Here is a 23,548-nt window from a genome sequence, read left to right as displayed (position 1 = left end):
GGTCGTGATCGAACCGGGGGCAATCTGTGGAGCAAAATATAAGCCTAAAGTATTCGTGTTGGTTTCGTGTCAACAAACGTCCATGAAGTTTTCATAGAACGGGAAGAATCTGGCCTTCAGGAAGTTTGGACTTCTTGAAGACGCGCTTAACAGTTGCGGCTTTAGGGTACGGGTCCTTCCAGTGCTTGCGATCTCTTTCCATCAATCCCTTCATGCGTGCGAGCGTTTGACCGTGAGCCGGGTCGCTAGCAAGGTTTTTTAGTTCCCGTGGATCGCTCGCCAAGTCGTAAAGCTCATACCGTTCTTTTGATGGGAAGTAGTGCAGCTTCCAACGGTCATCGCGTACCGCACGAAGTTCCGCGTCGTTGGTGTAAACTGTCAGCAGCGAATCTCGAACCTTCTTTTCCTCGCCACGCAGCAGTTTGCAGAGGCTTTTGCCGTCGAGAGAAGCCGGCTTGGCGGCACCTGCCAAGTCGGACAACGTTGGAAAAACGTCCAACAAATAGACCAGAGCATCGCTGCGAGCGGACGTGACCCCCGGTCCCGCAAAGATCAGAGGCACATGCATACCGCCGAATTCCATTAAGTTGGATTTGCCATGCAATCCGTGGCTGCCGATCGACAGGCCGTTGTCACCGGCAAACACGAAGATCGTGTTTTCGTACAGTCCTTTGGCACGTAGCTGTTCGACCAGTTCGCCGAACAGACGGTCCATGAAAGAAATGGACGCGTAGTAATTGCGTGTCTCCGAAGCCACATCCTCAAGCGTTGAGTCGCGATCAAGAAACTGGTCCAGCAGTTCGGCATAAACGTCATGCAGAACCAAAGCGTCTTTCGGAGCCGTCACCGTTTTGCCTTTGTAAAGTTCCACAGCGGCTTCGTCTCGCGGGTACGGTTCGTGCGGCGTACCGACGGCGAGATAGATGAAAAACGGACTCTCGCCATCCCAAGTGAACGACACGTCGCCGAGTCCATCGAGTTGCTTTTGGTCGAGGAAGTCAGATGCGTCCTGGAAATAGCCAACGTTTCCCGCGACCGAACCGCGATTCGCCCGTTCGACGTTGACATCAAATTCCATGTTGATGCCGTAAGGAACATTGTTCGCTTTTCCGCTCCGCATCGTTTGATAGCCTGCGAGTCGCAGGGCCGCCGGCAAATTCAGATCGTCGATTCCACTGCTGGGTGTGTCTATCATTTCGGATTGAAACAGCGACTTACCACTCAGCAATTGAGCACGCGATGGATAGCAAACCGACCCGCGATCGGCGCCAAAAACATATGCGTTTCGAAAATGCACGCCGCGTCGAGCGAGCTTATCCAGGTTCGGAGTAATTGTTTCCGGATTGCCCTCACCACCGAGATTCAGCGTCCCCGATCGCTGGTCATCGGCAAACAGAAACACGATGTTTGGCTTGTTTGGTCCTGGCGCGTCGCCCGCCTGCGCAGTCTCCTCAAACGCCAGATAGACGAACACGACAAGCAGCAACGGATGCATCTTCATTGAATCTCGATTGAAACCGAACATTTATGTCTTTTCCTTACTATCAATCAGCAACGCAGCACGGACTTACTCCCGCTTTGGCCCAAATCCAACTTGCTGGCAAGCGGAGCGAGACAATAGCTGAAATCGACCACACCGCCCAAACGGCTTCTTTGTCGACTTGGTTGGCAAACGGACGAATGCCCGCAGAGAGCATTCGACCGCCACCGTGAATCTTGCCGCACCCTTTCGACTCGACAGCCAGAATGTCTCGATAGCCTTCACTGGCTATCCAGGCGGGGCGACCGTGACGGCCTAACCCCGACTGCACAAGACAGATCACCGCCGCTTAATGCTTTCACTACGTTGGCGTCCAAAACAACCGTGCGCCCACCACCTACTTGACGCGCCAATAGCGAGCCCGCCAGGGATGAACACACCACCGGCCAATTAAGCGGACCGAGCGACTCTCGCGATGACAGATGAACATTGAGCTCGTCATCAGATTCACCAGCATTTCAGGGATGAAGCAACTCGATCGCTGTGGCTTCACACAAGTTTTTTCGCAGCCCAGAACACTCATCGGAAGCAAGCAAACTTCCGACCTGCCCCAAGCTGCGCTGCGAACTGAAACAAGCAACCTGCACTAAGGCGCGAGCGAGAGCCACTGACGTAGCTTCCTTCACTCACCGTACTCTTGGTTGCCTTCGGAGGCTTGATACTCCTGGTCGTACTCATCATACATTTTCGCGTATTCGTCCGTCATCTCCACGACCTTTGGTTCATTCGAGGAGCACGCAACAACTATCGGAAGAAGGCAAAAGAGCAGCAAAAGAAATTGACTGTGATTTGAGTTGTTCATGGATGATCTATCGTTTTAGTCGACACCTGGAAAGACGTGCCGCAACAACCAGAAACAATTGCCGCGACACCTCAACGATCAAAAAGCTGACTCTTCCTAGAAATCCTCTTCAATTGTTTCCTTAGCGGCTCGCGTACCCAAGGCACCCCACAGGCCGTACGGACTCATGGCGCCTGGAGCCTGCCCGCCACCACCATTGAGATGCACGGTACCATTAGTAGACGACCCAGCTTCGATGGAGTCAGTGACGAACTTGACCGCTCCATCGCCCATCAACACGTGGCAACCGCCTTGATGTTGACTGCTTGGTGCAAGCGTGCCGTCCGAGCCATCGTTTGATGTGAGGCAAAGCTCTGTGTTTGGCGGAAGGATCGTTGTCACGCAGCCAAACAGTGGCCGAGCGTCGGCCCAACGGTAACCACGACGGTCAACTGTTTTGGCTAATTGACCGGCGCCTGGCTGACCTGACGCTACCTCAACAACACCGCCGTCCCAAAACTGCGGGCGAGCGGGATCAATTCCCGGCGAGGCCGTGCGACAATGAGTTGGGTTATCACGCAACACTGAGCCTCCGCCGGGATTATTCATATGCTGAGTTTTTATCGACCGGTCACCCAAGTCCGTTGCAATCTCCCCAGCGGCAATTGTGTTAGAGAGCCCATCTAAAATGTCCCGGAACTTCATCGCCTGGCGAGTGACAAAGAAGCCTCGGCAGGCTGCCCGCGTGTGCAGAGCTCGCTCCTCTTCATGGGTTGCGTTATTCCAATCGGCCCAAGCACCCGACCGCCATTGATAGCCACCAATACTGTTGTACCAAATCCCGTCTCCGATACACGCGGCGTAGTTGGTGCGACCGAGCGACGGCAACCCGACCCCCGGATCACTAGGGCAACGAAACGTCGGAAGATCCGTCAGCCAAGGAGTGTACTGTGCGGTCCAAGGCGTTGGCCCCATCGCATTGTAGACGTCTCCTGTAGTTAAAGGATCCCCGTCTAGGTCAAGTGGATTCGAGATTTGCTCCCAAATCGCCTGCTGTTCGATAAACGGAGTGATCCCGACAAGAAAACTCAATCGCAACCCATTGTTTGATGTAGCCGGAGTACCGTTGCCCTGATTACCAACTACCCTTGTCCCCGCGCCGTGCACAGGGAGTTGCTTGTACGCACTATGGTAATTGTGAATCGCCAAGCCAATCTGCTTGAAGTTGTTACTGCAGCTCATTCGACGTGCAGCCTCCCGAGCCGCTTGAACCGCCGGCAAGAGCAACCCGACTAAAACACCGATGATGGCGATCACCACCAACAACTCGACCAGCGTAAACGCTGGTCGGGAAAAACGCTTCGTTGACATAACCTTCTCCACAAAAAGAGCAAAAACCAGACCAACACCTGGCACGAAAAGGAGACCAAGCCGACTTGAATGCGACGCACCCTACTTCGGCCAGCAAATAATCCACGCGTGATGACCGGAGAAAAACAAACAGAAAACTCCACCACATTTACAGCAGCGAGCACGCTCATTCTTCACCCTGACAGCAGAGACTTTGCCGGCAATTTCACGCCAGGACGATTCCTCCACACGCACAAACACACTTAAAGCATGTGTTCAATACATGTCATATACGATTGACACGAAATAGTCTCGACAAACAATCCAGGATATCGGCAAGAAATTTCGTCATGCGAAGTGGCTACAATTGGTAAGGCCCTGATTGATTGCGCATCATGTCGCCTACTTGCGAGAAGCCCTCTGTTGACTGTTGCCCAACGATATATTTCCCTAGTGGATCCTTGCCGCTTTTTCGTTGGCAATCAATTGATGTGTTCTAACCCATACAGCCGGACAGAAAACCATTGTTTTGATGACAGATTGCAATGGCTCGGCCTTGAAATCAATTGGCAAGCTGAACGGCATTATGCCTGATTCAAAGCGTTGCCCATCCGTGAATCACCGCTTCGCGACATTCATAACGCAGTCGTAAACGACGAATCCCCCTTGAGCTAATCGCTCGAACGCGCGACGCCCCCACAGACTCGCCACGCCTGGCTGCCGTGCGGTGCACCTCGTATGCGGGTAAACCGCTTCATACCCAAACATCGCAAGACATCTCGTGCGGTTTCGCTGTCGTAACCTGCATCGACGCAAACCTCAGCTGGTCCGATTCTTGGTGTTCGCGTGAATGTCACGGGTAGCCCGAAGCGAAATCGCGGTGTCAATTTAAGATCAGCCTCTCCGTCGCGTCGCACCACCTCAAGCGGTTTGGCAAGGTCCACTAAGGGTGGTTGATAGTCCAGGTCGTTTTGGCGCCTTGCTTCTCGACTCGAATGGTAAGCACGATCGGATGTTTGCCCGCTGCGAGAATGCGTTTTGCACTGGTCGCTTGGCCACTTTCTTGCAGGTCGATCGCGTGGCTCTCATGCAGACGCATAAAACACGCTGATTCGGATTCGACGTGGATCGCGTATGTGCCGACTTCGTCCAATGCCATCGCCCCACGAATTTCGTAGATGCCGGGGCCCGGTGCCGTGAACGTTTGCTTTCCTTGTGCGTCTTCGATGACGTCTGACGAAACAGGATCCGATTCACCAGTCGCAGTGGGAACGTAGGAAACGTTGCCCGGAAGCGCAAAGCGATGCACCTGATAACCCGCCGGCGCTTGTTCCGACGCCGGGATAGCGGCCTTGTCGTAGGGTCTTATCGCCGATTCATTCGGGCTGTGGACTTGCAAGACCTTCGCCTTCATTCGCGACTGCAGTTGCTTCACCGCCTCCGATGTTCCCGCTAGGTTGCTGGCTTCATCGACGTCCGACTCAACATCGTAGATTTCAAAATCGTCATCGGCGGACTTGATGTTGTAGCGAACGCCTTTGTACGATTTGCCATCCGAACCATCCATGCGGATGACCTGCATCTCCTTGCGCGGTCGGTCTCGTCTCGAAGCGAGAAAGTCTTTGTAGTCCGCCGTCTTGCTTCCGTTTTGATACTCAATGTAGACGAGGCTTTCTGCTTGTTCGCCCTCACCCGTTAACGTGGGTAGTAGCGAAACTCCGTCGCATCGGGCGGGTGCTGGCACGCCCGCGACATCGCAGAGCGTCGCCATCCAGTCATGAAACTGAGAGGGCGTGCTGTCGATTCTGTTCGCAGCGACCGTGCCTTTCCACCAAGCCAGCGTTGGCATGCGAATGCCGCCTTCCCAGCAATCTCGTTTCGTCCCATCGTAAGGACCGTAGGACTGGAACGCTTGCGGGCTGTAGCTAGACGCCCCCCAAGATTCGCCTTTGAAATAGGCTTCGTGATGGGGACCGTTGTCGCTGGTGAAGATAACCAAGGTGTCCTCGGCCAGACCAAGATCTTCCAGTGTCTCGTTCAAGTCACCGACGGCGTTGTCGATCCGGCGAACCATGGTGGCGAACCGCTTTTCGACATCCGACCAGTCCTCTGCCGCGTAGTCTGGGTGGATGAAGGAGTCGACTTCGCCAGTTGCAGTGTTGATTGCGGGTTGCGAAATCGCATCCGGCTTTGTTCCGCCCGTCCACTGCAAGCCGCCACCCACGCCACCACCGCTGGGGTAAGGAATCGTTGGGATTTGCAATGCCGCGTGCGGCGTGTCGTAGTTCAACATCAAAAAGAACGGTTGATCGCCGTTGGATTGAACATGCGTTTTCAAGAAGTGTTTTGCACGAGCGGTAAACAAATCCGTCGTATAGCACTTCGACAACGACTCACTGATTTCATAGTCGCCGGATTCATCTGAGTGCCACAGATTGGGCACACCCTGATGGCCTTTGTTGGCCAATTTCCAAGGATCGTTTGGATAGTGCAGGTGGCCCGCATAGTGGCTGACATAACCAAAGAACTCATCGAACCCACGTTTGGTCGGATACGACGGCCAATCGGACGGTGTTCCGGTTTGTTGCTTTCCCTTCGGACCACCCTGCAATCCGTACTTGCCAATCATGCAGGTTCGATACCCGGCTTCACGTAGCACTGATCCAAGCGTGTGGTTGTCCTCGAGTCCCTTGTCGAATTGGTTATTTCGGATAACGGCGTTGCCTTGATGGACGCCTGTAAGAAGCGACGAGCGACTGGGGGCACAAACCGGTGCGGGGCAATAGTGGGCTCGCATCTGCAACCCGCCACCAGCCAAACGATCCAGGTGAGGTGTTCGATGCTTTTTGTCGTTTTTTGATTCGTTCTGATAAAAGACGCCCAAATCGCCCCAGCCCAGATCATCGGTGAATACAAACAAGATGTTCGGTTGTGATGAGTAGGCTGCAGGACAAAGCAAAACCACGCTACAAAATGTTGCGCAGAGACAAAGGAGTTTGTTTTGAAGGTGTGTCATATTTTCTATTTGATAGGATGAATATCTTCTTATCGTGTACTCGTCTTGATCGGCAGCAGCAAGTCCATTGGCTTGCCGTGCTTTTGAAGCGTGTCGCGGCTCTGTTTGATCCAATGACCCACCAATTAACGATGAGATTCGAGCGTTGTCATAGAGTCTGGGTCGTTGACGAGATTGTTCTGTTCGTACAGATTATTCTCGACGTCGTAGAGTTCGTCCGGTGATCGGCAGTGATAGCGTCTCAACTTTTTAGCAACGTCAACGTCCGACTCGGCTTGGCGAACCCAAGATTTCCACATCCCATGGCTTTCCGCTCTCGGGTTGTGATCCGTTTGGACGGTGAAGTTCAGTTCCGGATAAACATTCTTGATGTACGGAAACTGTTCAGCGCGAACGCTGCGAAGCGGAAAAGTATGATGAGCCGCTGATGAATTAGTCGAGGAGACATGATCGCGATAGTGGTCTGATTTTCCCCGCAACAAAGGCAGGAAGGATCGTCCGTTGATTTCGTTTTCACGGTACCCAGCCCTAGGTGGGTCGCCACCTGACATTTCAATCAAGGTTGGCAGCAGATCCACAAACGAAAGGAGCGACGAGTTTCGCGTTCCCAAGGTCGGGACTGTTGGCCAAGAAACCAACAACGGGACACGCAAGCGACCGTCGTAGGTGTTCCATTTTCCGTATGGTAACTGCGCGCCGTGGTTACTTGTGAAGAGAATGATGGTCCCGGGTCCAAAATGCTGGTCGACCGCCTTCAGCGTGGCAGCGACCTGCAAATCCATTCGCTCGACCGCACTGTAGTACCTAGCCAGCTCGATCCGAGTCTCAGGCGTATCGACCAAACGCGCGGGCAGCGAAAGCCGCAGCGGATCGTAGTGACCAAAGTGCTTTCTGGGCCACGGGACATGCGGATCTTTGATGCCCACCATCAAAAGTAGCGGTTTATCGTACTCGCGATTGTTTAAATACTTACGAACGATGTCGATATTTTCCAGTGAAAGTATTCGATTGTCAAAATCGAAGCCAGCCCGTTTGTCAGTGCCGTGAGTGATCTTTCCGATACTTGCGACTTCGTAGCCAATGTCGTGCATGTAGCTGGGAAGCTCGGTCACATCGTCGCCAACCAACGTGTGGTTAGGTTCAGCACCGTTGCGAAACGGCATGAGTCCCGACAGCAACGCGCCGCGTGACGGAGCACAGCTAGGCGACGCGACGAAAACGCGATCGAACAAAACACTGCGTAATGCGAGTTCGTCCAATGCCGGAGTCCGTACATCGGCCTTACCCATGAAGCCGGTATCGCGAACTCCCAAATCGTTCGCAATGATGAAAACGATGTTTGGCTTCGTTTGGCCAAACCTATTCCTTGTAAACAAACACACGATGAGTAGCAAGAGTCGCAGTAAGTGAGTTATGTAGTTTGTCAACGTTGTAACTCGATGCTAAATATAGGATTCTAGTCAAACTTCCCTCTGCCAACTCAGTCGACAATGGCGTCAGCCAAGTATTTCATAGGCTGTCAACCTGTGTAACGGAAGCGTCTCATGCGCATCGCGATGTTGCTATCGGAGGTTTCTATGATGTTCGCTCTTGAAATCGCCGTGGCTTGTGTTTCGGAGATTCGGCCACTGCTGGAAGTGTCGCGATCCAACCATCAAGTTGTTGTTGCTCATTCGCCACTACTGGATTCTGGGACGTCGCGTCTTGAGTTTCACCAGGGACAGCTACCAAATCGAAGAGACTTTGTAGTTTTCCTGTGCGAAGTAATTTCCACAGGTCCGATCGGATGGCCGCCTGCTCGATTCCTCGGAACGTCCAACGAAAGAAAAGGCGCTCGTGAGGAGCATCGTTTCGGCTACCCTTCAGGAAAGGCATCAAATCAATCCTTGTGAGATCCTGCGGTATCTCGGTCACACCAGCGACAGCGAGACACGTCGGTAGAACATCCAGCGAGCTGACCATTAGTAAATACTCGCCCCCCTCAGGCAACTGCCCAGGCCACGAAACGATAGACGGCACTAGGACGCCGCCGTCGAGCAGACTTCCCTTGGCACCGGCGAACGATTGATTGAAACCGCCACTATTTTTCGGAGCACCGTTGTCGCTGATGTACCAGATCAGCGTCTGTACTTCGATCTCATGATGCCGGAGCTCCCCAACAAGACGGCCAACAGAATCGTCGACACGGGCCATCATGGCCAAGCAAATATGGCGGGCGCTGTTTTCGACGTGAGCAAATTGATCGAGATAGTTGTGTGGAGCTTCATACGGTGCGAGCGGGGAATATGGGGCGTGATAGAGAATTAAAGGCTCGTCATCGTCGGCAAGACGCTCAGCAAAACTCAAGGCCGCTTCGGCTTGAACTTCGACTCGGTACCGACTTTCCTTGATTAACTGTGGTACGTCGGGAGTCGGAGTCCCATCGAGCCCGTGCGATGCCGTATAGACATTGCTGACGCCGGAAAAATACTCCTCGAAGCCACGTGCGGACCGCAGCAATGCAAGGTCACTCTTTCGTAGAGTCAAGCTTCCCCGTTTCTGTTCAACACGTGACGGACCGCCACCGACGCCCTATTTGCCCGACATTCCGGTCGTACAGCTAGCCCGTTTCATATGATTCGCAATCGTTTCCACTTCTGCAATCATCGCAGCGACTCTGTTCGGCTCCGTTGCAGAAACATTGGTCTCTACACCCGAATGTTGCTGGTAGCATCCCGTCCGTAATCCGATACGCGAAGGCATGCACTGAGGAGAGGCAACGAACCCGTGGGTTATTCGCGCCCCCCGCTCAGCCAGTCCATCAATGTGCAGAGTACTGATGGCATCGCGAATATTTTGGCAGCCAAGATCCGAGTAGCCTTGATCATCCGTGAAGATCACGATGATGTTAGGGCGTGAGGCGACCGCAGGTGCTCCCCACACCAACAACGGCGTGCAGGTTGCCAGCCAGCAAATCGTCGCACGAAAACAACTGACAGGTTGGCGGTTTGAACTATGTACTTTCATTCTGAAGGCTCCATTGGTTGTTCTTTTTCTTCGGGCAGCTTCCAATCCTTCGGCGGCCAGTTTGTGGGGTTTGGCGCAGTTGAAACGGTTGGCGGTCCTTCAAGTTCGGCAAAACGCGCCAGCTCACCGTGTAGTTGCGTCAACACATCTGCCGGTGGGTCCGAGAGCGGACCGGTTTCCGCTGGATTGTTCTTCAAGTCAAATATCTCGCCGCCTATCAGCTTCCATTGATCGGTGACTACAGTGTCTTCGCTGAGTAACAACACTCGCTCAGGCGGAGGTTGTCTGCCTTCCAAATACGGTAGGAGATTGGAACCATCAATTCCGGTTGGATTTGCTATTCCAGCCGCTCCGGCCAGGGTTGGCAGGATGTCAATATAGGAGGTGACGGAGCCGTACTTCGTTCCTCCTTTAAGCCTTGCAGGCCAACGCATGATCGCTGGAACACGGACACCGCCTTCCCATGTGGTGAACTTCTTGCCTCGTAGCGGTTGGTTGTTGCCCCCATGCTTGGGGTCACCACCGTTGTCGCTGTGGAAGATCACCAGCGTATTTTCGCGAAAACCATTTTCGTCCAGCGCATCGAGAATCGTTCCGATGTTGCGGTCCATCGCCGTCGTCATGGCGGCGAATGTCTGACGTACGGTGTTCCCCTTGGCTCCTTCGCCGTAAGCCGCAAACTTCTCGCGCCGGGCGATTCCCGCATCGGTGTTTGGCGCGCGATCACCGTTTGGATCAAAACCGTACGCCTTTAAGTCTTCGGGCTTGGCTTGAACGGGCGAGTGGGGTGCGTTGAAGGTGACGAGCAGATAGAAAGGCGACTCTGCACTGCGCTCGCTAATGAAGTTGACGGCTGCCGCGCCGAGTAAGTCGGTCGAGTATCCTTCCTCCTGAACGCTTTCGTAGTTCCGATGCCAGTCCAACTGACCAAATCGCTTTCGGCTGAAGTAGTCGATCGCACCGTTGTAGTGACCGTAGAAATCCGTGAAACCATGTCGCAAAGGATGGAACTTGGTCGACGCGAGACCCAAGTGCCACTTGCCGAAGACTGCGCGGTGTTGATATCCGGCTAACTTCAGCAGTTCGGATGTTGTTTGCTCCGTGGGCGGCAATCCATGGCGGGCGAGCGGGTTGCAGACGCTGCCCCAGATTCCGAATCGGAATGGGTATCGACCGGTCAGCACTCCCGCTCGCGTCGGCGAACAAATCGGAGTCACGTAGAACCGATCGAGGATCACGGACTCTGAAGCCAACGCATCCAAATGCGGCGTTTTAATTTCGCTACCGTGATAGCCAACATCATTCCAGCCCAGATCGTCGGCAATGATGTGCACGATGTTCGGCGCATCAGCATTGGCTGGAACGACACAGATCAGTGCCGCGACAACGAAAATGTAATAGAAGAGTTGAAGTTTCATTGGGTTTTCGCTTGCATGGATTCGCTAAAGGATGGGAACATTGTCTGGCGGCATCGACTGATGCCAACTCAGCAGCGACTTCGTTAGTTCGCTTGCAAGTTCCAGATGCTGGTCGGCTAGGTTCATTGACTCCGATGGGTCAGTGCTCAGGTCGTACAGCTCGACTTCGCTACCGTCGTACTCGCAAAGCAACTTCCACTTGCCGGATCGGACCGCCAGATCAGGAAGGTCTTCGACCCCGTAGACGGAATTTCGATCGGGTGGGCGGCGGAAGAAGATGGGTGCGTCGCGTGAGCCACCTTCGCCAAGCAGCGTGTTGACCAGAGGCTCACCATCGAATGTTGCGTCTTTGGGAAACGGCGTGTTCGTCAGTTCTAATAGAGTCGGGACAAGGTCGATGGCCGAGAACACAGACTGCTTGTCCACATGGTTTTGCTTCTTCACTATTCCTGGCCCCCATACCACGAGCGGCGAACGGACGCCGCCTTCGTAGAGCTGCGTTTTGAAGCCGCGAAACGGTCCCGCTTTGCCAGCCTCTGGTTCCGGACCGTTGTCAGAGCAAACCAATATCAACGTATTTTCACGAAGTGCGTCGTCGTCTCGAATGCGATCAAACAGTTTGCCGAACTGCTTGTCCATCGACTCCAGCACCGACAAGTAAAGCCGTCGTTTTGAACCATCACCCCAAGTTTCCACGGGAGGCCAAAATGGTGCGTGAACATCATCGGGCCAGAGATTGATGTAGAACGGCTTGCTAGCTTCCGCAGCTTTGTCGATGAACGGCAATGCTGCGTCGACAAAGCCAGTCGTGATCTCACTGCGAAGCATCCACTGATAGCCCTCGCCCAAATTTTCGGCCTTACCCCAAATTTTGCCGGGCTTCTTTTGCCCCGGCTTCAGCGTCAGCGGCAGAAGCTTGGGGCCCATGCCTTCAAAATTGGTCAACGATTCGTCGAAACCATACTCGGTGATCGCGGGCGCTTCATTGACATCGCGTTGGCCGCCCATGTGCCACTTGCCGAAATGCCCGGTCGCGTAGCCGGCTTGTTGCAGCGATCGGGCCAGCATCGGTGCTTTGGGATCAAGCCACTGCGCCATGCCGCGGCGACTGTTGTCCTTGCGGTTGTTTAAGAACGAAGTGATCCGCCATCGCTGCGGGTACTGGCCGGTCGAAATCGCGGTGCGCGACGGCGAGCAGATTGGCGAGTTCACGTAGAACTGTTCAAAGCGAATGCCTTCGTTGGCCAGCCGGTCGATATGCGGCGTATCAGCGTCGTCGTTGCCGAAGCACGAAAAGTCTTCCCACCCCATGTCGTCGATGAACACCAGGACAACGTTCGGTGGTTGACCTGCATTTGACGTTGCGGTCATACCGATCAACGCAGCAAACAGAATCATTCTCATCATTGAGGTTCGTCCTTTTATAGTCCTGCTAATGCCATTTCGTTCAAACACCTTGTGACTCATTCAACCGCATCCAGATGCACGTCCAACGCCGTGATGGGAAACTTGGGCTTCACTTCTAGCTTGAGTTCATGCGTCCCCGGTTTGAGCAGCTCGAGTTGGTTGGCAGTGAGCGGGATACAGGAAATTCGATGCTCGGGTTTTCGATGACGCGTCTTGTCATCAAAGATCAGTTTTCCATCCAGATACACCAGTAGGTATCCGAATGCCTGCACGTTTGCTTGGCTCGTTGTGATTTCGATATTGAGCGTCGCCGCCCGCACCTTCGATGCGACAACAAATTGCGTCGTGAACGTTGCCGGTTGCGAGTCTGAGAAGTCAAACGGTGCACTCTGTGGTCTTCCGTTTGCGGCATTCCAGTGCGATCGGCGATCGATCAGCGGCACTCGTTTGGGGACAGGCTGGAAGAGTCGTTCGTGAATCTGACGCAGCTTGTCGACGGGAATCTTGCTGACTTTCCTGTCAAACGTGAGCCAGCCGTTCTGTTCGTGGCGCATATCCGTGAACTGCGTGTAGACACCGCCAGACAGCCCGTAGCTTTGCCCCAACCACATCGTGTCGATGTAGTGTTCGTAGTGTTGGGCCAACGCCGAGGTGCTGTAGACAGGACGTTTGATATCACTGAAAAAATCTTCGTCCGCTCGAGCATTCCTTGGCGCCATCGCACCTTGTCGAGCTCTTTCAGGAACTCGACCGTCTGGCGTTCCTGGATCACGTGGTTTGGGCATCGACAACCAGTTATTCCCATTGATCGGAACACCAAATCCGCCAGTCTCGCCCAAGACAATGGCGCGTTCTGTTTCGCGGTCCGGGTACGTCACTGACGGGAATCGTTCGTAGTCATGAAGATCGCGAATTTCGCCGAGATCGTCGACGTCGTCCCAGCCGCTGGCAGCAGAAACAATGTGATTGGGCAGTAGATCCTCGGCCCAGTGAACAATATTTTCTGTGTCTTGTAGCCTGCGATGATGTTTGAAGATCGCACCAGCGGTCGCCGCATCACCCGACGGCGTATCTGCCGAACACGGGAAGTACAACAACGCCACGAAAACGATCGCGACCAACCGTCCCAGCCATCGGCGCACACTCCACCCAACCTTTCGATACGGAGGGCACTTGGTCCGAGGCGTACTTTGATAGAGTTGAAATGGAGACATGGTTCAATGGCAACCGATCTACTTTGCCTGCCCCCGTGAACGCTGCAGAGTCGCCTCGTTTACTTGTCGTTGAAGTTCATAGAAGTCAGGATGCCAGCGTTCTTTGTCCTCCAGCAGTCGCGGTTCGCTGTTGACGATATGCTGGTCGCCTTGTGATTCCATCCAAGCTGCGAGTTGTTCTTTCATCTCGGCAATGCGTTCTGATTGCGCAGGTTCATCGATTAGATTGGTTTGCTCCCATTCATCCTGGCTGACGTCGAATAGCTCCCACTCAGGTCGCTGGTAGTAGCGATCGACAATCTCTTTTGCTCGATCATCCGTCTTGGCAAGCTCGGCCCACTCGGTCCAGTACGCTCCCGCCATCGGTTTGCGATCCAGGTCCGTGTGATTGGTGAATGCAAACTCGGGATGCAGGTTATGGATCAGTTTCCACTGTCGGGTACGAATGCTGCGGATGGGAAAGATGTTCTTAATCCCGTCGCCCGTGTTCGTCGTAAAAATCACGTCGCGATGCTGCTCCGTTTCACCCCGCAATACTCCCGCGAAAGAGCGACCGTCGAGTTCCTCGGAAGTCTTCGCACCGCCGATGTCCAGTAAAGTTGGCAGCAAGTCCACCCAACTAATCATTGCCTCGGATTTTGATCCCGCCGCAATCTTGCCGTTCCACGCGGCAATGAACGGAACGCGAATCCCGTAGTCGTAGAGCGTCCATTTGCCGAACGGCCACTGCGAACCGTGATCGCTGGTGTGAATGAAAAGCGTGTCGTCGCCAAGCTGTTTGTCCGCGATGCCTCGAAGCTCACCAAGAAACGCATCGAGTTCCTTGATTTCCTGGTAGTAAGCCGCCCGGTGCGATCGGGTGTCCGGTGTGTTGAGATGATGCGGTGGGAACTCAACCTTCGCTGGATCAAAAGTCGCGGGACTTTCCCAGGCCACGTGCGGGTTGGTGGTGCCGACGAACAGGCAAAGCGGTTTGTCCGTCCGATCTGCGCGTTCTCGTTGCTTGAGGAACTGAAGAACCTGCGTTCGGACTTGATCGATCGGTTTGCCGTTACCGACGAAGTCAAAACCGTACCGTTCGACTTGCTTGGGGCTGCCATGAGCGACTTTGCCAAACGAGACCACTTCGTATCCTGCGGCTTGCAAGTCCTGAATCAAACAATGCGTTCCAGGCTTGGGAAACGTGTGATTGGCCTCTGCGCCATTGCGAGCTGGCATCAACCCGGTCAGCATTGCCGCACGACTTGGCGCACACGATGGTGACGCTACAAAGGCGTGAGTGAACGTCATTCCATCGGCCGCCAACGCTTCCATCTGAGGCGTGGGAATGTTGTCGTTGCCATAGAGGCTGGAGTCAAATTGAGAGTGGTCGTCGGACAAATAGACAACGATGTTCGGTTGTTCGGCGAAGCAGATGTTCGTCGAGGCAACGATCACAGAAAAAAACAATGCGGCAAGTTTCATGTCAGCTGGTCTTGTTATTATGGTATGCGGGTAGTGGATCTTGCTAAAAATCGTGCCGCGATGGGATCGTTGGCAAGATCCACTACGGCTATGGAAACTCTTTCCATACGTTTGTTTGGTAGGCTCACCGGTAACTCAGCAATTGAACATCCAACGAATAGAGTTCATTCGCCGCTGGAAACATCAAGCCGATTTCGTGTGCCCCGGTGCTTAAGGCGGCGACTTCTTCATTGGTCAATTCCAAATAGCTCACGGACAGGCCGTGGCCTGTGTGAACGCTCATCAGGTGGTCGCGAAAAGGCTTGCCGTCAAGCGTGATTGCGACCCGCGTCGTCACTGCAGGGCGAGGTTGATGGCCATCAAGTCTCTCGGGCTTCGGCTCTCGGTTGAACGAACCATTCTTGAAGCGAATCTCCAGCACGGCTCTCTGCGGTGACTCGCTGATCTCAAATTGCTGCTTGAGTGCCAGCATGGAACGTTCTTCATCGGTACCTAGCCCTTGGGCCGATTCCATGGGAAGTTCCGTGGTGGTCCATTCTCCGGTCGCTTTTTCCCAATCAAGTTTCGGTTTCTTGCCTTTCGGAGTTACCAGAGACATGCGTTGCCAGCGACCACCGTTCACCACCGAGTACTCCACCGGCTTGAAGAGCCACTCGTGGATGTCTGCAAATCGCTTCTTCGGCAACTTGGAGACCTCGCGGTCGTAGGTCATGTAGCCATTGCACTCGTGCTCGACATCAGCGATTTGCGTGTAGACAATGCTTCGGCATCCGCCGCGGGTAACGAAGTGCCGAAGGTTGCGAAAATAGAAGTCGTACTTACGATCCATATCTTCAATGCCGGCAAAGGTCATTCGTTTGCCGGACACTGACATCGGTGGCGAAGAACGTCGAGCGTTTTTTTTGCCATGCCAATGGTGGTCGTCGACGATCAAGTTGTGGCCGCCCGCCTCACCAATCGTGATGCATCGACCGGATTTGTCCTCAATCGGCATCGTGGGATAGGTGGCGTATTGATGAACATCCAGGATGTCGCCCACGCCACGGTCGGTCCAACCGCTGGCACTGAGCGTTAATCGACTGGGATCCGTTTCTTTCGCCCACGCTGTCTGTTGAATGGTTTCGTGTTGTCCCCACGCTTCGTTAAAGACGCACCACGAAATGATTGATGGATGGTTTCCGAAATCGGCGATCATCTCAGCAAACTCACGCGTCCAATTGGCCGAGGCCTCAGCAGTCACCGTCTGTCCGTACTTTGGCATGCAAATCATGTCTTGGATCACCAGCAGACCGAGCCGATCGGCGTGATGGTACCAACGCGCCGGATGCGTCTTAATGTGGACACGCACCATGTTACAACCGATGTCTTTCAGGTACTGCAGGTCGTAGATGATCGCTTCGTCGGACGGTGGGGTAAGAATTCCATCGGGCCAATAGCCTTGATCTAGAGGCCCGTACATCACGATGGGCTTGCCGTTGAGTAGTATTTCGCCGGCGTCGTTTTTGGAGATGGTTCGCAAACCCGTGTGGCTGGACACACGATCGACCACCTTGCCATCTTCTTCAAGCAGCAGTTCGACTGCATAGAGGTTGGGCGTTTCCGGCGACCACAGCTTCGGAGACGGCACGTCAACCCGAATCTCCCCCTCGCCTACTGCTTCACCGACGACCTGTTCGCCGTCCAGCACACGAACCTTTACTGTTCCAGAACCGACAACGTCAGGTGTCACGGTCAATCCGGTCACGTCCGAACGCAATTTGGCCGATGCGAGGTAGCTCTTCGATACCGCTTCGATCCACACCGGTTGCCAAATCCCACCGGTCGGCTGATAGCGGAATCCCATTCGGTTTTCCGGCATGATCTGTTTGCCAAGTGGCTGAGCCTGTTGCTCGGTTGCGTCCCAAACGCACACCGACAACTTGTTGGATCCGGAGACCAATGCGTCTGTGATCTCGAACGAGAACGGATCGTAGGCTCCGCGATGCTGCCCCACCTTCTTGCCATTGACGTAGACCGAGGTTTCCCAATCACTCGCTTCAATGTGGAGTAATATCCGTTTGCCTTGCATGCCTTCTGGCAAGTTGAATTCGCGCTGATACCACAGACGTTCTTGTGGACGCAGTATATGCATCACTCCAGAAAGCGGGGCATCCACCGTGAATGGGACCAGCAATTCGCCGTCCCACTCCTGAGGAGAGGCTCCTTCGGTCATGCTGGCCATCTCGATGAAGCCTTGAATTGCCTTGAACTCCGTCTTTTCAAGTTTGAAATTCCAAAGCCCGTTGAGCGACATCCAAGCGTCCCGCCGAAAAAGCGGTTGCGGGTGCTCCGGCAACACATTCTCCGGTGTGACTTGATCGGTCCAACGTGTTTTCATTGGTCCATCAGCTGGCTTCCACTGGGCCGTCGCAACTGTAGCCATGAAAGTGGCGGCGATTGCACAACTGGTTCTGAGAGCATTCATTATTCAGTTTCACTTCGTATTTTGTCGTGCGCCGAGCCCAACGTAAATGTTGATGTGGCCGAATTGTCTAAACCAGCAGTTTCATTCCGAAGCCGGGTTTGTCAGAAACATGCAATTTTCCATCCTTGATCGAGTAGTCGCCGAAGTCGACGTCTTCTGATTCGCATGTGACACCTTCGATGGTGCAAAAATTGCCCAGACCAGCTGCCAGATGAGCACAGTATTGAGTCTTGAATCGCGATCCCCATGCGTGAGGACTTACCACCGTCTTGGTTTCGATCAGCTTTGGCATAAGCTTTCGCCATTTGGTGAAGCCATAGCTGTTGATGTCGTGCAGGCAGACATCGAGGGATCCCTGCTTGTAGAGCTCCGAACAAAGCTTGAGATTAGGCTCCCGTTCTCCATCTGCGTAAAGCGTCTTTTCAAACCCGTTGGAATCCATCCACTGCCGCAACTGCTTGCACTTTTTTCGTTCTTCTACGAACGGCTCTTCCAACCAATACAAGGGCACATCTTTGATTCCATGTAAGAAGTCGATGGTGTCCTGAAAGCTGTACACATCGTTCGCATCGACCAGAATCACAACGCCCTGGTCGGCGAACATCTCATGAATGCGGTTTACGATGGCGATGTCTGCACGCAGGCCTTCGTCGTGCGGATACCATCGGCCGCTTCGACCGATCTTCACCTTGAGTTGCCGGTATCCGTAGTCGATGTCCCACTGGCAATTCTCGATGACTTTGTCGAATCCGGCAGGGTTATCCACCGGCTCCAATTCGTCGAGATAGATCATGCCACTGTAGACGGTATTTGCTTTCTTGCCTTTGGTGCCGAGCAGCTTGTAGACCGGTTGGTCAAGACTGATTCCAGCAAGATCGTGCAACGCAAAATCGAATCGTTGTGGAACCCCATCCAGAATGCCGACACCGACATTGAACAACTCGTTTAGAGGTTTACCAACAACGGCGTCGATCAGTCGTTGGTTTTGCTGGGCGTTGCCCGGTGCGATCCCCCATCCCATTGCACCCTGGTTTGTATGTATCTTGGCAATGGGCACTGACTTATGCTGTCCGTGGTGACCTATCCGACCGTTCTTTCCAACCGAGCGTGGATAGCTGAATCGCACATTTTTGAATTCGGCGTGTTCAACGATGTGACCTGAAAGGTCGTCCGTCGCAGGCTCCGTACCACGCAAAATCCGATTCGAGCCAAGTGCAGATGTAGCCGCCAGAACTCCCGATTGCTTCAAGAATTTTCGCCTTGTCATGATGAGTTATTCTATTCCTATCAGTTCACGGAAAGTATCGATCTCGGCTTGATCAAAGGGTGTGCCGTCCATGCGGAACAAATCGTGGAACCAAACCTTTGGTTCAGGGAATGGTTCTCCCGGGCGTATGATGTGGCCGCTCGCTCGCGTTTCGTTTACGTCCAAACGCTTTCCATTCGGGCCTTTGCGACTGCTCCATGGGTAATGCGTTTGCGACTTACCAACAACCAAACCCCAATTGATCGCGGCGACGTTGTGTCTCTTCAGGACCGGCAGGCAATCTTGAACGGTACTTCCCGCGGATCGGGCCAACCATTCTGTCATCAAGATCGGACGACCATCGGCCTGGTATTCTTCAATGAGTTTCTCGAGCTCTTCCGGCGGCGAGTAGCAATGGATCGAGTGCATGTCAGCATTTGCATAATTTATCGCTTTGTTCATTTCGCCAACGCTTCCGGCCGTGCAGGAAGTGATCGGCTGGGAAGGATTAACTTCGCGGGCCCAGACCCAAGAGTCGTGTACGAGCTTTCGCGACAAATCACCGATCGCGCCGCGTTTGGCTTGTCCATCCAAGTTGCCAGCACCACGTCCTGGTTCGTTGTAGAGTTCCCAAGCCAGCACCCGCTCATCATTCGCAAACCGCTGCATCGTCCGTTGCACGTAGCCCTTCAGTTGAGCGACCTCGGTTTGAGTTGCTGTGCCGTGGGCGTATCGCAGAGCGACATCGCGAGCTGGGCAATTGAGCCAACCAGAGTTATGCCACGCTCTCACCGGCAAGGGCTGCTCACCGAGTTTTGGTTTCGGGTAGTGACAGTCGTCAAAGAACACAAAGAAAGGGCGGATGCCGTGATTCTCGCAGATCTCCAGGAACTCATCCATCCGTTTGTAGAGTCCTTCTTCGTCATCGGCCCACACCAGGTCGTGCAGATAAACTCGCAGCGTGTTCATGCCGATCGATTCGGCCCAACCGAGTTCTTTGTCGATTTGCTTAGGGTCCCAAGTGCTTGCCTGCCACATGTCGATTTGGTTGATCGCCGTGGCGGGATAGTAGTTGCATCCGACCAACCAGGGATGTGCGTCGTACCACGCATTGATTCGGTCAGCGGACCAACGACCGGAAACCGCTAAGTCATCGTAGTGCAGGCTGCCCGCCTGCTTTCGTGTTTTGAGGCTCGTTGACAGGTTGGCAGCCTGTCCTACGTCATCGAACTTTTGAGCTTCGTCCGGGCCGGGATTGGCGTAGTCCGGGTCTTTGGCTCGGATGTAGACTTCGCCGTTGTCCAGCATTCGAACATCCAGCGGGACAATCGTGACGCCCTGTTCGTTGATCGTTTTGGCGTTATCGCCAATGTCTCTTGTCTGGATGCCTGCACGCGTGACCGGTGGGACGTTGCCGTTGAAGAACGCCGTGCACCACCATTTGCCTTGTTTGTCTTTGAATGGCGTTCCGTGCCCAAGGAAGCGACCGGCAAACTTTCGAGGACCATAGGGGCCGGTAATTTTGTCAGCCACGCAGTAGTAGAGGTTGTAAGAACCCTTGCGGCCTTGATCGGTTGACCAAGCTGTGCCCAGATGAACGTACTTGTCGCCTACTTTGATCATCGTTGCACCTTCGTGACCGATGCGACTGATCGGTTCTCCATCAGGGCCGGGTCGCGATCCGGCAGGATCGATGCGAACCGGTTTGGCGGTGTAGCCGGTCAGGTCATCGCTAAGCGGCGCGATCGACGTATTGGCCCATAGCAGGTAACGCTTGCCATCGTCGTCGGTAAAGATAGAGGGATCGTGCCGCTTACCCATCGCGCCGTTCATGGGATGCGTCCACGGTGCACGCAATTCCTTGCCTTCAGTAAACGCGAGGCTAGAGTGCATCCCCGGGCAATGCACCAACGCCCACCGACCTTTGTCAGCAAGCCAGTGGACTTCCGGTGCCCAGATCAATCGTTTTGGAATCTTCTTTCCGCTTTTCGCCTTCATCGTATCGTCAACCGTGAAGATCGGACCGAGCGATTCCCAGTTGATCAAATCCTTGCTGCGCCAAAGTCGAACCTGATCGCCAACGATGCTCGCATCGCCAAGTCCAATGTTGTACGGATTCTTCGCTTCGCGAGGATCGCCTTCTTTGGGCTGAGTGCCAGTGAGGTAATAGAAATCGTCTGGCCCTGTCGTGATGTAGGGATCGCGAATCCAACCCGCTTTGATGTACAGAGCTTTGTCGTGTGATTCTAAGCCAGCTAGGATTGTCTCCGCGCTCATCACAGGCGCAGGTTTGCGATTCGTGGGAACTTCGCGCAAGGCCTCTCTAGGAAACTGGTCAGCCTTCGCGGCTTGCTGCGGAGTTTCTGTAAATAGCACCTGATGAAGCACGGCCAAGTCCTTCGCCGGAATCTTGATCACCTTGCGGTCATAGGTCATCAAGCCGTTAATCTCTCCTTCGACATCGGTCGTCTGAGTGTAAACGCCGGCTGCAATACCTTTGCCGCGAAGTTCATTCAGCATCCTGAGCGATGTTGCATATCGTTCTTTGTATTCTTCCTCGTTTTGCGGGAGTCCACCGTAACCCCAGTTGCGTCGGTTGGCGTCCCATAGATGCCCCTTCACCGGGTAGCCATGCCCACCAAATTCGCCCATGACCTTGATGTAGTCGTCGAAGCGACCGTTGGTGTTCAGATCGAACGGGAATCCCGGATGCGGGTAACGATGTTCGTCGACGATATCGCCAGCCGGCCAGAAGTTGCCTCCGCTGGCGACGTTGACCAGTCGTGAGGGATCGCGCCGCGAAGTCCACTTGCCAACTTTCACCGTCTGATGCTGACCCCATGCTTCGTTGAATGGTACCCAGCAAACGATCGACGGATGACTTTCCAGCGAGCCAATCATTTCTTCCAGCTCCGCCATGAACTGTTTGTGCTGCTTGGGCGGCCACATCGCGTCAACAGGATTGGGCATCAGTCGTGTCCAAGCCGGCCAGCCATTGTTGCGTCCAATTCCTCCGCTGACCTGATCCTGCCAAACCATCATGCCCAAGCGATCGCAGTGGTAGTAGTACCGTCGCGGCTCGACCTTGATGTGCTTGCGAATCATGTTGAATCCAGCCGACTTTAGCCATTCAATGTCGAACAGCATCGCTTCGTCCGATGGCGGCGTCAGCAATCCATCCGGCCACCAGCCTTGATCGAGCGGTCCCCAGTGAAAGACGACTTCGCCGTTGAGTGTGAATCGCCAATGACCATCGGCATCTTTGACTTTGCCGACATCACGAATGCCTGCGTATGAGTCGACTGAATCAACCACCTGTCCGCTTTCGTCGAGCAAATTGACGGTGATGTCATATAGATGAGGATTCGCCGGCGTCCAAAGCTTGGCACCATCTAGCTTGAGCGTCGTTGTCGTTCCACCCTTGACCGTTGCGACCGTGGTTTCACCATCTTTGACAACGACCTCGACGGTTTTGTTGGAAACCGTTTTCGTTTCAACGGTAATCGAACCTTCTTTGGCTGAAGTGCTGATCTTCAAATCATCGATGTGATCGCCAGCGGCTTCTTCCAGCCACACCGTCTGCCAAATACCGGACACCTGAGTGTACCAGATGCCACGTGCGTTGATGACCTGTTTGCCGCGAAGCTGAAATGCTTCGGTTGCATCTTCGACGCGAACGACCAGTTCATTGTCGCCTTCGCTGATCGCGTCGGAAATATCGAGCGAGAAGGGTGTATTGCCACCGGTGTGTGTGCCAACCGACTTGCCGTTGACGATGACTTCGCATCGGTAGTCCACGGCCTCAAAGTTCAGTAACCAACTTCTGCCTGCCGATTTCTCTTCGAGACGGAACGACCTATGGTACCAAAGCGCTTCACTTGCATCCAGCAGTCGCTGCACACCGCCGAGTTTAGATTCAAGGCTATAAGGAACAAGGATCTTGCCCGACCAATCCGTAGGCTTTTCTTGGACATCGATCGGAGTGACGGCGTAATCCCAGTTGCCATTGAGGTTCGTCCAGTTGTCTCGCCGCATGAGGGGACGTGGGTACTCGGTCCACGCGTTTTCAGGAGTCACTTCGGCTCCCCATTTGGTAATCAACTCCGACAAAAATGGCTTCGTGCTGCGTTTTGGCTTGGGAAGCTCAGGCACACTGCCTGCGTCGATCAAGTGCACATCAATGAATTGCCCGCCAGTGGTTTGCTTGCAGTGGACGGCCATGGTGTTATTGCCGGTCTTCAAGACGCCGCGCTCTTCATTGTCGATCGGAATGACGACATACTTTGACGTATACCCTGCGACATTGCCGACCTGCTTTCCGTTGATATAGATGTCGGCGTCTTCATCATGGTGCATCAGCAGAGCGGGGTTCGCAGGAATTGAAGTCAATTCAAACGATTTACGCAGCCAGATACTGTTCGTCGCCCAAGTCGTACCAACTCGCGCGCCGGGAGTTCCGTATGTTCCAAAACCGCCAGTGCCCTTCGTCCACTCCGAGTCGTCAAAATTGACTTGACGCCACTCGTTCGCAGGACGTCGAAGAGTGTATCGCCAGTCGTCGACGATTTCTTGTGTCCAGCCAGATGTGGACAGCCCTAAGCAGACGAATGCCGCGATGATAGAAGGTAATGTTCGCATGTTT

The 23,548-nt window shown here is 54.0% G+C and carries 12 protein-coding genes and 1 pseudogene; all 13 read right to left on the bottom strand.

Annotated elements, in window-relative coordinates; translation table 11 throughout:
• Positions 1-91: 91 nt before the first annotated feature.
• Complete coding sequence (locus RSSM_RS06795; protein ID WP_160168099.1) at positions 92-1,501, bottom strand: sulfatase-like hydrolase/transferase; 1,410 nt, start codon at positions 1,499-1,501, stop codon at positions 92-94.
• 661 nt (positions 1,502-2,162) lie between these two features.
• Positions 2,163-2,342 (bottom strand): hypothetical protein, encoded by a 180-nt coding sequence (locus RSSM_RS06790; protein ID WP_008675892.1) that lies wholly within the window; start codon positions 2,340-2,342, stop codon positions 2,163-2,165.
• Positions 2,343-2,438: 96 nt separating this feature from the next.
• On the bottom strand, positions 2,439-3,692 hold the full coding sequence (locus RSSM_RS06785; protein ID WP_008675890.1) for a DUF1559 domain-containing protein: 1,254 nt from the start codon (positions 3,690-3,692) through the stop codon (positions 2,439-2,441).
• A 922-nt stretch (positions 3,693-4,614) separates the two neighbouring features.
• Positions 4,615-6,591, bottom strand: a complete 1,977-nt coding sequence (locus RSSM_RS06780; protein WP_236620994.1) for a sulfatase-like hydrolase/transferase — start codon at positions 6,589-6,591, stop codon at positions 4,615-4,617.
• A gap of 221 nt (positions 6,592-6,812) precedes the next feature.
• A complete protein-coding gene (locus RSSM_RS06775; protein ID WP_008675886.1) occupies positions 6,813-8,069 on the bottom strand; it encodes a sulfatase family protein in 1,257 nt (418 codons plus the stop codon).
• Positions 8,070-8,262: 193 nt separating this feature from the next.
• Positions 8,263-9,693, bottom strand: a pseudogene (locus RSSM_RS06770) (sulfatase family protein).
• The gene (locus RSSM_RS06760; RefSeq protein ID WP_008675883.1) at positions 9,690-11,111 is read right to left on the bottom strand and encodes an arylsulfatase B; all 1,422 of its coding nucleotides are present in this window, start codon (positions 11,109-11,111) and stop codon (positions 9,690-9,692) included. The pseudogene RSSM_RS06770 and the gene RSSM_RS06760 overlap by 4 nt, the downstream one beginning before the upstream one ends.
• Before the next feature lie 24 nt (positions 11,112-11,135).
• Positions 11,136-12,509, bottom strand: coding sequence for a sulfatase-like hydrolase/transferase (locus tag RSSM_RS06755; RefSeq protein ID WP_008675882.1), 1,374 nt, complete (start codon positions 12,507-12,509; stop codon positions 11,136-11,138).
• A gap of 65 nt (positions 12,510-12,574) precedes the next feature.
• Positions 12,575-13,732, bottom strand: coding sequence for a hypothetical protein (locus RSSM_RS06750; protein WP_044301473.1), 1,158 nt, complete (start codon positions 13,730-13,732; stop codon positions 12,575-12,577).
• Between the two features lie 18 nt (positions 13,733-13,750).
• Positions 13,751-15,196, bottom strand: coding sequence for a sulfatase family protein (locus RSSM_RS06745; protein ID WP_008675880.1), 1,446 nt, complete (start codon positions 15,194-15,196; stop codon positions 13,751-13,753).
• Positions 15,197-15,320: 124 nt separating this feature from the next.
• Entirely contained in the window at positions 15,321-17,573 is a 2,253-nt protein-coding gene (locus RSSM_RS06740) for a glycoside hydrolase family 2 protein (RefSeq protein WP_008675879.1), read from the bottom strand.
• Between the two features lie 154 nt (positions 17,574-17,727).
• On the bottom strand, positions 17,728-18,927 hold the full coding sequence (locus RSSM_RS06735; RefSeq protein WP_052336000.1) for an enolase C-terminal domain-like protein: 1,200 nt from the start codon (positions 18,925-18,927) through the stop codon (positions 17,728-17,730).
• Positions 18,928-18,933: 6 nt separating this feature from the next.
• Entirely contained in the window at positions 18,934-23,544 is a 4,611-nt protein-coding gene (locus tag RSSM_RS35320) for a glycoside hydrolase family 2 (RefSeq protein WP_008675877.1), read from the bottom strand.
• Positions 23,545-23,548 lie beyond the last annotated feature (4 nt).

It is taken from the genome of Aporhodopirellula sallentina SM41 (assembly GCF_000346505.1).
Lineage (GTDB): Bacteria > Planctomycetota > Planctomycetia > Pirellulales > Pirellulaceae > Rhodopirellula > Rhodopirellula sallentina.
Note: the sequence above shows the minus strand (reverse complement) of the source record. Positions and strands in the feature narration are given on the sequence as shown.